Source organism: Campylobacter gracilis, from assembly GCF_018374135.1.
Classification (GTDB): Bacteria; Campylobacterota; Campylobacteria; order Campylobacterales; family Campylobacteraceae; genus Campylobacter_B; species Campylobacter_B gracilis_A.
Genome location: NZ_JAHAFS010000001.1, coordinates 59568 through 73172 on the forward strand (window position 1 = coordinate 59568; position 13605 = coordinate 73172).

The following is a 13605-nucleotide window of genomic DNA, read 5'->3' on the forward strand; positions in this document are numbered from 1 at the left end:
CGCTTAATACAGGCTCAAAATTTTATCTACCGCGTCCCACGAAAGCCCCTCTTTTTCGCCCTCGGCGCTCTCATCGCGCGCCGTGTCCATACCGCGGACGGGTTGTCCGCCGGCAAAACGTAGCTGTGCCGCGACGTATCGCGCTAGCAGATCAGTCTCGATATTTACGCGGCGCCCGATTTTATAGGATCCAAAGAGTGTATCTTTAAGCGTCAGCGGGATGATCGTAAGGCGAATGGCGCAGCTTTGCGCTTCGCTTTTTAAATTTAAGCCCAAGGAGTTTGGATCGCGAACAGAATTTGAGCCGCTAGAATTTGGCCCGCGCAAGCTTACGCCGTTGAAATTTGCGCCGCGCAGCTCTTTATGAGTAAAATTTCCGCCGTCAAGACCTTGGCCGTTAAAATTTCGCCCGTGCGTGCCGCCGCCCTCAAGCACTTCATTAATCGTTAGACTCACGCCGTCGATCGCTACCGAGCCTTTCGGCGCTAGCAGCGGCGCTATGTGTAGCGGTGCGCGGATGAAAAAATCGACGCCGCTTGCAAGCTTTGAAATTTTATAAATTTCACCCACGGCATCGACGTGTCCTTGGATCAAATGCCCGTCTATGCGATCCCCAATCCGCATCGCAGGCTCGATATGCACCGAGCCGCGCAGGTTTTGCACGGCGATGACGCGCGCCGTTTCGCTTGAAAGCTGCACCGTAAATCCGTCCGCAAAAAGCCGCGTCACGCTCAGGCACGCGCCATTTACCGCAACGCTATTACCGAGTGCGGGGCGGTATCTCGCGCGCAGCCGCAGCGAATCGCCGCTAAAGCTCGCAACCTGCGCGATCTCTCTGATCAGTCCGTTAAACATTATGAGCCTTTGGAATTTTTACGTGATATTAGCGTAGAATTTTAAAATTTTAAATTAAGTGAAGCTCGGCGAGCGCGAAGCCCGCCGAATGAAGTTTGAAATTATTTTTTAGAAACGATGAAATCGGCTAACGCTTCGATCGATTCATCGTTAAGCGAAGCGACTTGGCCTTTCATAACGCCCATCATGCCGAATTTGCCCTTGCCCTCGCCCAAGGTGCCATCTTTGTAGCCCTTTAGACCGGCGATTATATCTTCCTTGCTTAGGGTGTTTAGCGCAGGTACTTTGCCGCCAAGATAAGGCTTCTCGGCGTTGGCTCCATGACAGGCCACGCATTTTTTATATAAAGTAGCGCCGTCTGCGGCAAACGCTGCCGAACCAAACGCCGCCAATGCAGCGCATGCGATTAAAACTTTTCTCATTTTTCATCCTTTACGATTAAGTTGCAGCGCGCATTATAGTTGAAATTCTTAAATTTACGTTTAAAAATTTAGTTTAATTTCTCGCGAGCCTGAGCGCGAAAAACATTTCGCACAAGCCGCGCGCAGCGAAATTTCAGGAGCCTTGATTAAATTTAAAGTAGGCTCGGCAAACGCAGCTCAAAACATAACGCGAGTTGTGAGACGCCGTGATTTAGACGGCAGAATTCGCTGCGGTGAAATTTTATTTGATCCGCGAAATTTCGCCGCCTTGCATCTTATAAATTTTATCTGCGGCGCCGAAGTATTTATCATCGTGCGAAATCGCAAAGATCGTATATCCGCGCGATTTCAGCTCGGGCAAAATCCGCTCGTAAAACTCCGCGCGAAACTGCGGATCGAGATCGGCGGCAAACTCATCAAGCATCAAAAATTTTCGCCCGTCCATCAGCACACTTACGAGTGCCAAACGCTTGCGCTGCCCGCTAGATAGGCTCGTGGTGCTAAATTTAGCCCCCTTTAGCTCAACCTTATCCTGCAGGTGCGTAAGCGCCAGCCACTCGCGCGCGATGTCCGCATCGCCCGTAGCGTAGTCGAAGAGATAAAAATCGCTGAAAACCGCGCTTATGTTGTTGCTGTAGGCGCGCAGATCGGAGGGTTCAAGGGCCGCGCCGTCGGCTAAAATTTCGCCCGTTTGCGGCGTATAAAGGCCCGCTAAAATCATAAAAAGCGTCGATTTGCCGCTGCCGTTTTCGCCGATCAAAAACACCGTCTCGCCCGCATTTAGCTGCAAGCTTACCCCTTTTATGCCGAATTTCCCGCCCGGATACGAAAAGCCCACGTCTTTAAGCTCCAATCTGCGCCACGGCTGCATTTGCGCAAGCTCGAAGCCCTGCACGAATGGATCTAAATTTAATTCTTTGATCTTTGCGTAGGCGATCTTGGCGCGCAGCACGCTAGGAAGCGAGAATATGAGCATCATCAAAGGCGCGCGCAAAAAAAGCACCGTAAGCGCGATCGTTACGGCGTTTGCAAGCTCCGCTTTGCCGCCGCTAAGCCCAAAATAAAGCACAAAGCCCACCGCGCCGAGCATCATTACGTTCATAAAATTACTCGCAAACGCGCCGTAGACCTCGGCTCGCAGCGAGCTTTGGCGTAAATTTTGCGCATTGGGCAGAAAGTCATTTTCGTATAGGCTCTTCGCTTTGGCTAGGCTTAGCGACAGCTCCTTGTGCCCCTCGATCGCCGCGGCGTAGTTTTTATACAAAACGTCCTCGTTTTGGCGGTACAGATCGTAATTTTGCATGACCTTTTTCATCAAAAAGCGGTTGAATACCATCAGCGCGCCGATCCAAACGAATAAAAACGCAAACATCATAGGCGCGATATATAGCACGTAGATGCCGCAAAATAGCACGATCATCGCGCCTTGGATAAGCTCGGAGATGCGCATAAAGCCCTCGGTCAGGCGCGAAATATCGCTGGAAAGGGACGCAAGCAGGTTCGCCTTCGACGCAGCCTCGATGCGCTCGAACTTCGTATCGATGATCTGCTTGATGATCTTGGTGCGCAGATCGAACACGAAGTCGTTTTCCATCTTGCAAAGCATGATGCGGCTTAGCACCGAAAGCAGCAGAAATAGCGCCAAGAGCGCGAAAAATAGCGCGATGATGCGCCCGCCTCTTTCGGTGCCGTCAAGTAGATATTTATTGATAAAGCTTAAAATCAAGATCCCCGAGCCACTGTAAATCGCGTTTAGCGCGAGCATCGCGAGGATTTGCTTGGTATATTTTTTCATCTTTCGCCCCAATGAAATTTGAGCACAATTGTGGCAAAATTCGCTTGAAAAAACGGTTAAATTTTAAATCCGTTCTCATTTCGCGAATAAAATTTTACAGGACTGCGTAAAATTCCGCCGTAAATTTATCCACTTTTGGCGCGCCAGGAGCGATAAGCTCTATTTGTATTCCACCCCTGACAGAAATTAGCAGATAGGATCAAATTTGACGGATCGTAAAATTTTGAATCAAATTTAAAAACCTAAAGCGGCAGAGAGCAAAATTTCAACTATATTTTTAAATTTTATAAACTTTGTAGGCTTTGCTAAAATCCAAATTTAACTCTAGGCATCGCCCTTTTTGTTGCGCTCCGCGATGAATTTAGCTAATAAATTTATCTCTAATTTACTCACTTCAAATAGCGCCGTGATTTTCTTTTCGGCTAGGTCTAAATTTTTATTGCAAATAGCCTTGAAATATCTACGTAGCTCGGCGTAATCGCTTGGATTGCTGATCATAAAATTACAAAACAAACCGTTTTTGCCCTGCAAAAATATCATATCAAAAACGCTATCAATGCCCTTGCCAAAATGAAAAATGATCTGGGGCAAAAGCACCATGCAGATCGTCGCTAAAATTATAAAAATAGATGTCGCTACGGGCAGCACTACAAACATCGCCGCCATAATAACGACAAGAAATATTATGCCTGATTTACCGCCGACGCTATCTAGCTCGTAATGTATCGGAAGCGCGTAGGATACTATTTTGTGAAGCTTTCGTATTTGACGCGGCGCAATTTCCGCAAAAATTTTACCGTCAATTATCTTGAGAATTTTATCATTATAAAAATAGACATAAGCGTTTCTATAGAAATTCATATCGAATTTTCTCCTGCCTATGACGAGCAAAAAGTATAATGAAATTTTAAATATATCGGAGTTACCGCCAAAAAATACGTTTCTTAAAATTCCGAGAGCCATTAATGCGAGCATTAAAATAATCGAAATTTTTATGACTTGATTAGTTTCGTCTTTGATGACTAGCGGCTCTTTGTCGTAGTCTCTTGCATTTTTTTTCAGGCTTAAATTTAACTCATCTTGCATGCTCATTCCTATTTTGCCTGTGTAGTAAAATTCTACTACAGCTTTCTCACGCCAGACGTGCAGCTTATTTCAGGCCAAAATTTTGCTTGATGTAGATGTGCAAAATATCGATCGCGGCGGGCGTTACGCCGCTGATCTCGCTCGCGGCAAACAGCGTCGGCGGCGCGAAGCGGTTTAGCTTCTGCACGATCTCGTTGCTAAGCCCTCCGATCTTGCTAAAATCGATCTGCGGCGGGATCGCGACGCCAAGCAACCCCTTCATCCTCTCGACCTCGGCGCGCTGCATCGCGATGTAGAAATGATACTTGCACTGCGTTAAAATTTCATCCAAAACCTCATCGCTAAAGCCCTCAAAATGCGGCGCCAGAGCGAGCAATCCCGCCTTTGAAAAGCCGCTTTTGGCTACGATTTTTTGCAAGCTACAGCTTTGCGAAATGGGCTCCGCACCGATACTTTGCAGCAGGCTAAGCGTCTGTTTCGAAGGGGTAATCTGCGTTTTTAGCAAAAATTCCATTCCGCTTTGCACATCGCGCTTAAATTTACGTGCCCGCTCGTAACTCGCCTCGTCTAAAAGCCCGATCTCGTGGCCGTATTCGCTTAGGCGTAGCACGGCGTTGCCCTCGCGCAGCAGCAGGCGAAATTCTGCGCGCGAAGTAAACATTCGGTAAGGCTCGTTCGTGCCCTTCGTGACGAGATCATCGATCAAAACGCCGATATACGCCTCATCTCTGCGCAAAATCAAAGGCTGCCGCCCGCGCAAATCAAGCACGGCGTTGATGCCCGCCATCAGCCCCTGCGCCGCGGCTTCCTCGTAGCCGGTGGTGCCGTTGATCTGCCCCGACAAAAACAGCCCGCGGATCTTTTTGGTCTCGAGGCTGTGTTTAAGCTCGGTAGGATCGATGAAATCGTACTCGATCGCATATCCCGGGCGGACGATTTTAGCATTTTCAAAGCCCCTGATCGTGCGCAAAAACGCAATCTGCACATCGTAAGGAAGGCTCGTAGAAAGGCCATTTACGTAATACTCCGTAGCCTCGCGGGTCTGCGGCTCGACGAAGACGTGATGGCGGTCGCGATTTGGAAATTCATAAATTTTAGTCTCGATGCTCGGGCAGTAGCGCGGACCGGTGCTTGAAATTTGCCCCGTAAACATCGGCGCGCGGGCGAAATTTTCGCGGATGATCTCGTGCGTGCGCTCGTTCGTGTAAGCAATGAAGCAGGCAAGCTGCTTCGGTGCAAAATTTTTGCTGCGAAAGCTAAAAGCGCGCGGATCCGCGTCACCGTCTTGGCGCTCAAGCACGCTAAAATCGATCGTCTTAGCATCGATCCTTGGGCAGGTACCCGTCTTTAGCCGCCCCATTTGCAGCCCGAGACTTCGCAGCGATTCGGCTAGCTCCACGCTTGCTAGCTCGCCCACGCGCCCTGCTTGCAGCTTGTTTTCGCCCACGTGAATTAGCCCGTTTAAAAAGGTGCCGGCGGTGATTATCAGATGCTCGGTCTCATAAACGTTGCCAAGATGGCTCTTAATGCCGCAAACGCGCTGCTCGCCGCCTTGCTCGCAGGTTAAAATTTCGCTCGCGATCTCCTGGCTTATGTCCAGCCCCTGCGTGTTTAGCAGCAAATTTCGCATGTAGATGCGGTATTCGTCCATATCGATCTGAGCGCGCGAGCCGCGCACGGCGGGGCCCTTGCTCTCGTTTAAAATTCTAAACTGCAGCCCGCATGCATCCGCCGCAAGCCCCATCTGACCGCCCAGTGCGTCGATCTCCTTTACTAGATGCCCCTTAGCAAGGCCGCCGATTGCAGGGTTACAGCTCGCAGCGCCGATCTGCTCGGCTAAGATCGTAATTAGCAGCGTCTTTGCGCCCATTTTTGCGGCGGCTAAGCTCGCCTCGATACCAGCGTGCCCGCCGCCCACAACGATAACGTCGTATTTCATTTTTTGCCTTTAAATTTAAAGCCGCAATTTTAGCCAAAATAAAATTTCAAAACGATAAATCGCACGCGGATGTCGCAGGTAGCGGCTCGCTATGTATTTTTCATACGCGTAAAATTTTACTGCGCCGCAACTTTGAAGCGAGTTTAATTTGCTCCGTCGCATAAGCAGAATGCGGACGAGCCGTCCGTAAAAATCGCGGTGCAAAAGCGGCGCGCAAAGGGCGTAAAATTCCGCACAAAATTCCTGCGCCAAAATTTCGCGCTCGAGCTTTGCTTTAAATTTCGCATTGTATAATTACGCATTTTTTCAAAAAGGCTAAGTATTGATAGACAAATTTTATATTTCCGAGCTGAAAGATCGCGTGATAGGCGGCTGCGAGATTGCAAAGCAGCAGGCGCTAAATCTGGCGCGATGCGAGGATTTAGGCGCGCTTTTTGCGGCGGCAGATGAGATCAGGCGCGAGTTTTGCGGCGATAAATTTAATCTTTGCACGATCATAAACGTAAAATCGGGGCGCTGTAGCGAGGACTGCAAATACTGCGCGCAGTCGGCGCATTTTAACACGGGCTGCGAGACTTATGGAATTTTGAGCGAGCAGCAGGTGCTAAGCGCCGCGCTTGCGAACGAAGCCGAGCAGACGCACCGCTTCTCGCTCGTCGCCAGCGGGCGCGGAATTTTTCAAAAAAGCTCCGATCTAGGGGCATACTGCGCGATCTATGAGCGGCTGCGAAGCGAAACGCGGCTGCATCTGTGCGCCTCGCTGGGAATCGCTTCAAAGCCCGCGCTGGCGCTGCTTAAAGCTAGCGGCGTGCAGACCTATCATCACAATCTCGAGACTTCGCGCAAATTTTATCCACAGATCTGCACGACGCACAGCTACGACGACCGCATCCAAACGATACAAAACTGCCGCGCCGTGGGGCTTGACGTATGTAGCGGCGGGATTTTCGGGCTAGGCGAGGGCATGGAGGATCGCATCGATATGGCACTGCAGCTGCGAGAGCTGGGCGTTAGCTCCGTGCCGATCAATATCCTAACCCCGATTAAAGGCACTCCTCTGCAAAACGCCGCGCCGCTAGCGCACGATGAAATTTTAAAATCGATCGCGATCTACCGCTTCATTTTGCCGCGCGCGTATCTGCGCTTCGCAGGCGGCAGGCGAAATTTGGGCGAGCACGTGCGCATGGCGCTTGGATGCGGTATCAACTCGGCGCTTACGGGCAATTTCCTAACCACCACCGGCGATAGCATCGCAAGCGATAAGGCGCTTGTGGCGCAGTGCGGGTTCGACCTCGCAAAGGGCGCAGACTAGCGGCGGTCGAGAATTAAAGATAAAATTTAAGAGGCTGCTATGAAGTTAAAATTTTTCCTTGCCTTGATTTTAGTTGTGTTGCTTTGCGGTTGCTCGCTGCTCTCGCAGGGCGACGAGGAAGGTCCATTAGTAGCGGACGTGAGCAGATGCGATGTCGCAAACCCGCTAAGCAAGGAGCAGCTAAACCGCTGTGCGAAGCGGCAAAAGACTGACGCCGAAGTCGCGCGAAAGGCGCAAGAGCAAGCGGTATTGCAAGATACGCTTAATTCATTCAGAGCGGACAGCGCGCAAGCTCAGCAAAGAGCGCAAGAGCGATATATCGCCACGCAGCGAAGCCTAATGCAACAACAAGCGCAGCAGCAGATGGGGCAGATGCAGCAGCGCCAAAATATGAGAAATTTACAAAACGAACAAAACTGGAACAGGCTGCGCAATCTGGAAAATATAAGCAGCGGCGGGATTTAGCCGTGAATTTAAAAATTTGATCTAAATTTTAATTCGCGCGACTTTAATTCTAGACCAATTAACCCTGGTAAAAATATGATGAAATTTCAGCCAAAATGCTTCAAAATCAAATGAGGTCTTAAATTTCAAGGGCAGGCAGCTGAATGCTAGAAAATTTTAATTGATTTTAAGTGATGAAATGGTGACCCACAGGAGATTTGATTATAATATGTATATCGCCTAAAATAGGCAATATTTAAATTTTAGTTATACACTTTTTTATACAAAATTTATAATCAGTAAAAAGATAAGTGAAAATGGAGGGGGATAAATTTAAATACTTTTTACCGCGCTATTCGGCTCATCCAATACGCTATCGTCGATCGATATTAGCGTGCCGCCCGTAAGCCCGATGTCGTATTCTGCGTCGCGCTCATAAAATCTACGCGTTACGTCGCCCTCGTCTTGCTGTGCGTCACCGCTGACGCTGATTACTTTTTCGTCCTCGCTTTGCTCTTGCATATCGGTATCTTGTGTGTCGCCGTGTTTGCGAAATTCCGAGCGTATATCTTGCACCAGAGCAAAAGCCTTGCTGCCGATACCTACTACTTTCAGTGCGGTAGTGAGGTAAAGCTGTGACGTGCTAGTAGCTCCTGCGGCGGCAAATCCACCGATAGACGCCCCCTGCGTTGCAGCATAGCCAAGTCCCGCAGAGCTACCCGAGCCTATCCAAGAGCTAGGGCTTACGCCGTTGTAAAGCTGGCAAGTTTGATTTGCCCCGCTGGCTCCGGCTACGGCTTGATTAGTCGCAGTGCTCGCGTTTTGAGCGGCGACGGATTGAGTGAAAAGAGATTTTACGGAGAGATAGATCGAGCCTATTGCGCCTATAAAACCCATCACGCGTCCGAATTTAGCTAAGCTTTTTTTACCCGAAAGAGAGCCTATTGTAGCGATAAATCCACCTATGGCGCCCGCGACTGCAAGGGTCGCCATTACTCCTCCTACAGTGACCGCACCGGCGCCTCCTGCTAGTGCGCCTATTGTAGCGCCCGCAGCAGGTCCGTATGTGCCGACGGTTACAGCCGCCAGCACAAAGGTTATTGCTATTATGCCAAAACTGATTATAGGCCCCCATTTGCCAAATTTGCCTTTGGATTTCCTATCATATACCAATTTATACATTTGGCTCCACTTTTTGACCCATTTTCTAGAGCCCATTACGGGAGAATTACTATCCGCATAAAAAAGAGGATATGCGGTGCAACCAAGACGCATTTTGGATGGTCTCCCTCCATGTTCCCCCTCTTGATGATTGGGATCGGGAAACCACATATAGTAAAAATAGCAAATTCCCTCGTCGAGGTCTATAAACTCGCCGCCCATATTTTTTGTTTCATCGTAAAATTCCTTTACGATTTGATAATTGGTAATACCGCAGAGCGCTATTATTTTTTCAATCGGACGATTCCGATTTAAAGAAAAAAAACGATAAATTTCATATTGATTCCATCGCCCGCTATATTTGCAGGCAATCCTGAAGTTGCTAAATTTTGTTTTTTTAATCCAAAAATAATCTGTTATCTGTCCGTCGCTAGGTCCAGAGTAAGGTGCGGTTGGCTTTTGCCCCGCAAAAAATTGAGATAGCCCTAAATTGTCGCTTCCGTCGTAAGCATAGGGCTGAAGCCCGCCCGTATCTAGGCGATAGCCGTTTACGTAATAACGCCTTTCGTTCTCGTGCGCGATATAAAGGTCTTTGCAGTAATATACCCGCCCCCATTTTTGCGTATCTATAAATATCTGCTGCGGTGCGCGCCCTTTTCGGACGAGCTGTTTGTGTAGATACTCGCAAATTTTATTATACGCAGTCGCCGAGTAGATCATCCCGTTGGTAGCATCGGCTACTACGTCGCCCGATGGGTTACGATAAAAAGCCGCGGCCTCGCTACGCATTACGGAGTAATCCTATCGATTGCATTAAACATTTTAGTTGTCATCTCTGTAGGCGGATTTAGTCCTCCCACGGAGTAGCCGAATACGCTATCTTTTAGCAAGCTTGCCTCTTGAATTCTTAATTTATCATCGTAGCTCGCGATCTCTCTGTCTATCGCCTGACCTCGCTTTTTTTCACTATTAGTCTGCTCTTTGATTAGAGCCGTGCGCGCCTCGTTAAATGCCGCCTCCCGATCTGCCAAATTTAGCTTTTTCTCCATCAGATCAAGCTCGCGTTCTTTGAGTTTGACATCGGCATCGGCTATTTTTACTTGGGCTTCGAGTTGCTGTTTTCGCAAAGGCAACTCCTCGCTTTCGCTTAGAAGCCGCAGCGCTATCTCTTGCGAGCTCGTCGTTACGCTCTGCGTCATCGACACTAGGGTGTTACAGAGCATATCGAATTTCTTATCGTTATGCAGTCCATAAAGCTGCATGTACTCATCGATCTTAGCGGTAAATTTTTGATACGGCGTATCCTCCGCCATAGTATCGCCGAGCACGCGCTTGTAAAGCTCACTATATCTTTCTTTGTAATCAGCCATTTTTCAGTCCTTTAATGTAGCCCTCAACCCTTTTTGGGGTCTGGCGATACAGCAAGCTTGCTTTTAAATTCTTAGCTGCTTGCGCGTAATCTCCCGCTTCGATGCAGCTTAGGGTGTGGCGGAAGCCCATAAGTCCCGCAAGCCCTAGCTGATACGCCATTTCGATTAGGGTATCTTGCACGCCTTGCGGCTTGCTCTGCAGCCACGGCAGGCACTGAAAGAGCCGTTTTTTGAGTTTGGAGACTTTCAAATTTAAGATTTTTTCCGCTACCTCTTTACCCATCGGCTCCACCTTGCCACCGTTGAGCTTGAGTTCATCGGGGCTAAGAGCGGCTACCAAAAAGCCGTATCCTATCGTAGCCTTTCCGAGGCTATCTTTGTAGATATGATCCCGAAAGCCCTCGTGAGCTTTAATATTTTCTAGCAGGCTCATACTCCCTCCTCGTTCGTGATCTCTATGAATTCTATGTGTTTGCCCGAGCAAATTTTAAAAAATGCGTTATAGGTTTTTAGCGAGTTCGTAACCCCGGCAGCGGTATAATTTTCGCCTACTAAAATACATCCTGCCGTATCTTTCGGGAAGTTGCCGGGATGAATTAAAATGTAGCGGGACTTCGGCACTAGCTCATTAAAAAGTAGCGGACATATTCGCTTCTGGCTCGGGCTATTGTGCCACTGCATTTGATACCTGCCTGCCGGAATCCGCCTATCCTTGCCGCGCTCGGTAGTATCTGCGCCTGCTGGCTCAAGGGTGAAGCAGCTAAAAAGCTTTTTCCCGTCGTCCGTGATCGTTAGTTTTCCAATCGTGCCATCGTGAATGTTTTTAAATCTATTTATCTTTATCTTCATATTCCGATCCTCCAAAATCCATATCTTTTAAATTTTTAATCTTCCTTGACAAGAAGCTGTTTATTTTTGCTCTGACCCAATCGGCGCCAAACCAAGCCACTGCACCGCTTAGAGCTATGCAAGTTTTTGGGCTGCCGGGCATAAACTCGCTCAGCACCGCGTAGCTCACGAACGCAAACAGCATTGACGAGCCCACCGCTACTAGCCACGATATGACCTTTTGCCCGCCCGTTCCTCGCAGCTTCATATTGCCGCTACCGATACCGAGCATCGAGCCCAAAAAGCTTATCACTCCTACAAGTATGTAGTTCCACACTTCTTTATCGATCCCCCACATCTACGCACTCCTTGAGGAGCGCTTCGCAGGTTTGATAGTATTTTGCCAGCTCGACCGCGCTTTGCATGTTGCTTGAATCAAATTTAGGCTTTTCGGGGAGGCTTACTTTGCACTTTATCGGAGTGAGGACATCCTTATATTCCGTCCTTACCATCGGTGCAGGTTTTGCGCACCCGCTAAGAGATACGCACAACGCAAGCCCTATCAAAAACAAAAGAAACCTGATAATATATTCTCGCTTGTGCCTAGCTAGCGCTTTTTGGTAGTTTTTGTCCATCGTAAACGTCTTGCGCAGAGGCTTTAAATACTGCGGCGTATATAATTGAGCTGTTTTCATCTACTAAGCTCCTTAAAAATTCTTTCGTAAAATTTAAGCTTGCTTTCACACTTGCTATCTTTTATCGGCACCTCTATCTTTTCGTATTTCGTCTGCACCTTTTTTTTGATGATAGGTTCCGCATTTTTGAGCTTTTCGTTTTGCAGAGCGATCTCTTTAACTCTCTCGTTTTGCAAATCGATTTTGGCGTTGCAAGCCTGCAAATTCGAGGAGCTGATGAGCTCTTGGGTTTTGGTGAATACTAGGTCTTTATTTAGCTGCTCTATCTTGCTTTTGAGACTATGGTTCCACCCCGCCAGTGCAAGGCAGGCAAGGATCAGAGCTGCGATAATTCCGAGGTAAATTTTAAAGCTCATATTGCCATCCATAAAATCAAAAATGCGATATCCTGCATTGCACCGTAAAAGAGCTCCTGCCTAGCCCAAGCGGTTTTAACCTCAAAGCTCTTAAAAGCGAAGCTAAATTTCGTGCGGTATCCCAGCTCACAAGCAAGCGGGAAGCCCGCCGCAAGAGCTACGGCTAGAAGCGGCGCGGCGTAAACGCCTGCAAAGACTAACGGCACAAATACTGGCAGCCACCAAATCAGACCGCGCAGAAATAGGCACGCCCTGCAATATGCTAGCCAGCGCGTGCGAGGTATAAAACGCCCCGCAAGCCATTCTATGCCACGACTTTTGCTCTCGCCTTTATCTGCTCCGTGGCTCGTCAAGGCACCCACCCATACGCCCCAGCCTTTGGCTTCTCCTGCGAGGTAGCCAAGCCCGCAAACGATAGCTATGAAAAAATTGCCATAAAAGGCAAATATCAACAGAGCCACCACCAAGGCGTTTACTTTGGCGAAATAGCTATACTGCCCGCGTAACCTATTGAGTATCCAAAACATCATCGCTCCTTTGGACGGCTTTTGACTATGTCTGCAAACTCATCACCGCCTAGATACCAAAAAGGTTTTGAGCCATCCTCATAACGAAATTTTGCAAAATCATCGGGGTGCGTCGCAAGGTGTGCAATCACTCGAAAGATATTCATCATGTTTGAGCCGTCCCATTGGTTGCACTTTCTAGCGCGTAGAAATATGATGATAGGGCAAGCCAAAATTCCAAGGATAAATGCCGAGAAAAATATCAAAACATAGCTCATAGCGCCACCTCGATCGTATCTGTAAATGCTATGGCATCAAGCTCTTTTTTATTCTTGGCTTTTTCGATTTTAAGCTCATAGCCCCATTTTAGAGTATGAAGTTTTTGGCCTCCGATCTGAATTGCCCGTTTGATACGCTTCAACTCCTCTTGTCCGCTAATCTTTTTCATCGTGTTGTCGTACATCCTAAATGCCCTTATTTCGAGGCTATCGAATGTATCTATCATAGCCTCGACGTTTAGGAGATAGCGATAGCCGCCGTTGATGAGCCCAAAGCCTTTGAGATTGATCTTGCAACTATCGCCCATTGAATGCGTCCAAGCGGCAAGCTCTGCGGTCTTTGCTTTGCGTAGCTGCTCGATTGGGGGCTCCTCTATTTTTATGCTAGTTGCAAGTGTTTTTGGGTCGATATGAGTAGCGCCCATATCAAGAGCTTTTGCCCATTGCTCATCGCTTATTTCTACGTTAGGAGTAGGGATATTTTCGTGTATAGCATCGTCATAATATCCCAGTATCTCGTTTGTTTTTTTGTCGTAATTTACGTATTTCATTTTTCGC

General features: G+C 48.3%; 17 protein-coding genes. 2 read left to right on the plus strand and 15 right to left on the minus strand.

What is annotated here, in order from left to right:
* Positions 1-3: 3 nt before the first annotated feature.
* From KH703_RS00280 to mnmG, 5 genes are all read right to left on the minus strand, one after another.
* Positions 4-855, minus strand: a complete 852-nt coding sequence (locus KH703_RS00280) for a riboflavin synthase (RefSeq protein ID WP_304293113.1) — start codon at positions 853-855, stop codon at positions 4-6.
* 101 nt (positions 856-956) lie between these two features.
* Positions 957-1277, minus strand: coding sequence for a c-type cytochrome (locus KH703_RS00285; RefSeq protein WP_304293114.1), 321 nt, complete (start codon positions 1275-1277; stop codon positions 957-959).
* Between the two features lie 241 nt (positions 1278-1518).
* Positions 1519-3072, minus strand: a complete 1554-nt coding sequence (locus tag KH703_RS00290) for an ATP-binding cassette domain-containing protein (RefSeq protein ID WP_304293115.1) — start codon at positions 3070-3072, stop codon at positions 1519-1521.
* Between the two features lie 324 nt (positions 3073-3396).
* Positions 3397-4158, minus strand: coding sequence for a hypothetical protein (locus KH703_RS00295; RefSeq protein ID WP_304293116.1), 762 nt, complete (start codon positions 4156-4158; stop codon positions 3397-3399).
* A gap of 64 nt (positions 4159-4222) precedes the next feature.
* The gene (gene mnmG, locus KH703_RS00300) at positions 4223-6097 is read right to left on the minus strand and encodes a tRNA uridine-5-carboxymethylaminomethyl(34) synthesis enzyme MnmG (RefSeq protein WP_304293118.1); all 1875 of its coding nucleotides are present in this window, start codon (positions 6095-6097) and stop codon (positions 4223-4225) included.
* 322 nt (positions 6098-6419) lie between these two features.
* Here mnmG and bioB point away from each other — a divergent pair, with 322 nt between their 5' ends.
* Both bioB and KH703_RS00310 read left to right on the plus strand, forming a co-directional pair.
* Entirely contained in the window at positions 6420-7409 is a 990-nt protein-coding gene (gene bioB, locus KH703_RS00305; RefSeq protein ID WP_304293120.1) for a biotin synthase BioB, read from the plus strand.
* A gap of 39 nt (positions 7410-7448) precedes the next feature.
* A complete protein-coding gene (locus KH703_RS00310; protein WP_304293121.1) occupies positions 7449-7874 on the plus strand; it encodes a hypothetical protein in 426 nt (141 codons plus the stop codon).
* Between the two features lie 312 nt (positions 7875-8186).
* Here the strand turns inward: KH703_RS00310 and KH703_RS00315 are convergent, their stop codons facing one another.
* Genes KH703_RS00315 through KH703_RS00360 form a run of 10 tightly spaced genes read right to left on the minus strand, consistent with a single transcriptional unit; the run spans position 8187 to position 13598 of the window.
* Positions 8187-9803 (minus strand): hypothetical protein, encoded by a 1617-nt coding sequence (locus KH703_RS00315; RefSeq protein ID WP_304293122.1) that lies wholly within the window; start codon positions 9801-9803, stop codon positions 8187-8189.
* Complete coding sequence (locus KH703_RS00320; protein WP_304293124.1) at positions 9803-10384, minus strand: hypothetical protein; 582 nt, start codon at positions 10382-10384, stop codon at positions 9803-9805. Before KH703_RS00320 ends, KH703_RS00315 begins: the two co-directional genes overlap by 1 nt.
* Positions 10377-10817, minus strand: coding sequence for a glycoside hydrolase family protein (locus KH703_RS00325; protein WP_304293126.1), 441 nt, complete (start codon positions 10815-10817; stop codon positions 10377-10379). Before KH703_RS00325 ends, KH703_RS00320 begins: the two co-directional genes overlap by 8 nt.
* A complete protein-coding gene (locus KH703_RS00330; RefSeq protein WP_304293128.1) occupies positions 10814-11233 on the minus strand; it encodes a DUF5675 family protein in 420 nt (139 codons plus the stop codon). The genes KH703_RS00325 and KH703_RS00330 overlap by 4 nt, the downstream gene beginning before the upstream one ends.
* A complete protein-coding gene (locus KH703_RS00335) occupies positions 11214-11570 on the minus strand; it encodes a hypothetical protein (RefSeq protein WP_304293130.1) in 357 nt (118 codons plus the stop codon). The genes KH703_RS00330 and KH703_RS00335 overlap by 20 nt, the downstream gene beginning before the upstream one ends.
* Complete coding sequence (locus tag KH703_RS00340) at positions 11554-11907, minus strand: hypothetical protein (RefSeq protein WP_304293132.1); 354 nt, start codon at positions 11905-11907, stop codon at positions 11554-11556. Before KH703_RS00340 ends, KH703_RS00335 begins: the two co-directional genes overlap by 17 nt.
* Positions 11904-12263, minus strand: a complete 360-nt coding sequence (locus KH703_RS00345; RefSeq protein ID WP_304293133.1) for a hypothetical protein — start codon at positions 12261-12263, stop codon at positions 11904-11906. The genes KH703_RS00340 and KH703_RS00345 overlap by 4 nt, the downstream gene beginning before the upstream one ends.
* Positions 12260-12790 (minus strand): hypothetical protein, encoded by a 531-nt coding sequence (locus tag KH703_RS00350; RefSeq protein WP_304293136.1) that lies wholly within the window; start codon positions 12788-12790, stop codon positions 12260-12262. Before KH703_RS00350 ends, KH703_RS00345 begins: the two co-directional genes overlap by 4 nt.
* Positions 12790-13047 carry a hypothetical protein gene (locus KH703_RS00355; RefSeq protein ID WP_304293138.1) on the minus strand — a complete coding sequence of 86 codons (258 nt, stop codon included), beginning with the start codon at positions 13045-13047 and terminating at the stop codon, positions 12790-12792. Before KH703_RS00355 ends, KH703_RS00350 begins: the two co-directional genes overlap by 1 nt.
* Positions 13044-13598 (minus strand): hypothetical protein, encoded by a 555-nt coding sequence (locus KH703_RS00360; protein WP_304293139.1) that lies wholly within the window; start codon positions 13596-13598, stop codon positions 13044-13046. The genes KH703_RS00355 and KH703_RS00360 overlap by 4 nt, the downstream gene beginning before the upstream one ends.
* Positions 13599-13605 lie beyond the last annotated feature (7 nt).

Excerpts from the sequence above, each read along its gene's own strand:
- KH703_RS00280 (WP_304293113.1), bottom strand. The coding sequence starts at position 855 with ATGTTTAACGGACTGATCAGAGAGATCGCGCAGGTTGCGAGCTTTAGC.
- KH703_RS00285 (WP_304293114.1), bottom strand. The coding sequence starts at position 1,277 with ATGAGAAAAGTTTTAATCGCATGCGCTGCATTGGCGGCGTTTGGTTCG.
- KH703_RS00290 (WP_304293115.1), bottom strand. The coding sequence starts at position 3,072 with ATGAAAAAATATACCAAGCAAATCCTCGCGATGCTCGCGCTAAACGCG.
- KH703_RS00295 (WP_304293116.1), bottom strand. The coding sequence starts at position 4,158 with ATGCAAGATGAGTTAAATTTAAGCCTGAAAAAAAATGCAAGAGACTAC.
- mnmG (WP_304293118.1), bottom strand. The coding sequence starts at position 6,097 with ATGAAATACGACGTTATCGTTGTGGGCGGCGGGCACGCTGGTATCGAG.
- KH703_RS00310 (WP_304293121.1), top strand. The coding sequence starts at position 7,449 with ATGAAGTTAAAATTTTTCCTTGCCTTGATTTTAGTTGTGTTGCTTTGC.
- KH703_RS00315 (WP_304293122.1), bottom strand. The coding sequence starts at position 9,803 with ATGCGTAGCGAGGCCGCGGCTTTTTATCGTAACCCATCGGGCGACGTA.
- KH703_RS00320 (WP_304293124.1), bottom strand. The coding sequence starts at position 10,384 with ATGGCTGATTACAAAGAAAGATATAGTGAGCTTTACAAGCGCGTGCTC.
- KH703_RS00325 (WP_304293126.1), bottom strand. The coding sequence starts at position 10,817 with ATGAGCCTGCTAGAAAATATTAAAGCTCACGAGGGCTTTCGGGATCAT.
- KH703_RS00330 (WP_304293128.1), bottom strand. The coding sequence starts at position 11,233 with ATGAAGATAAAGATAAATAGATTTAAAAACATTCACGATGGCACGATT.
- KH703_RS00335 (WP_304293130.1), bottom strand. The coding sequence starts at position 11,570 with ATGTGGGGGATCGATAAAGAAGTGTGGAACTACATACTTGTAGGAGTG.
- KH703_RS00340 (WP_304293132.1), bottom strand. The coding sequence starts at position 11,907 with ATGAAAACAGCTCAATTATATACGCCGCAGTATTTAAAGCCTCTGCGC.
- KH703_RS00345 (WP_304293133.1), bottom strand. The coding sequence starts at position 12,263 with ATGAGCTTTAAAATTTACCTCGGAATTATCGCAGCTCTGATCCTTGCC.
- KH703_RS00350 (WP_304293136.1), bottom strand. The coding sequence starts at position 12,790 with ATGTTTTGGATACTCAATAGGTTACGCGGGCAGTATAGCTATTTCGCC.
- KH703_RS00355 (WP_304293138.1), bottom strand. The coding sequence starts at position 13,047 with ATGAGCTATGTTTTGATATTTTTCTCGGCATTTATCCTTGGAATTTTG.
- KH703_RS00360 (WP_304293139.1), bottom strand. The coding sequence starts at position 13,598 with ATGAAATACGTAAATTACGACAAAAAAACAAACGAGATACTGGGATAT.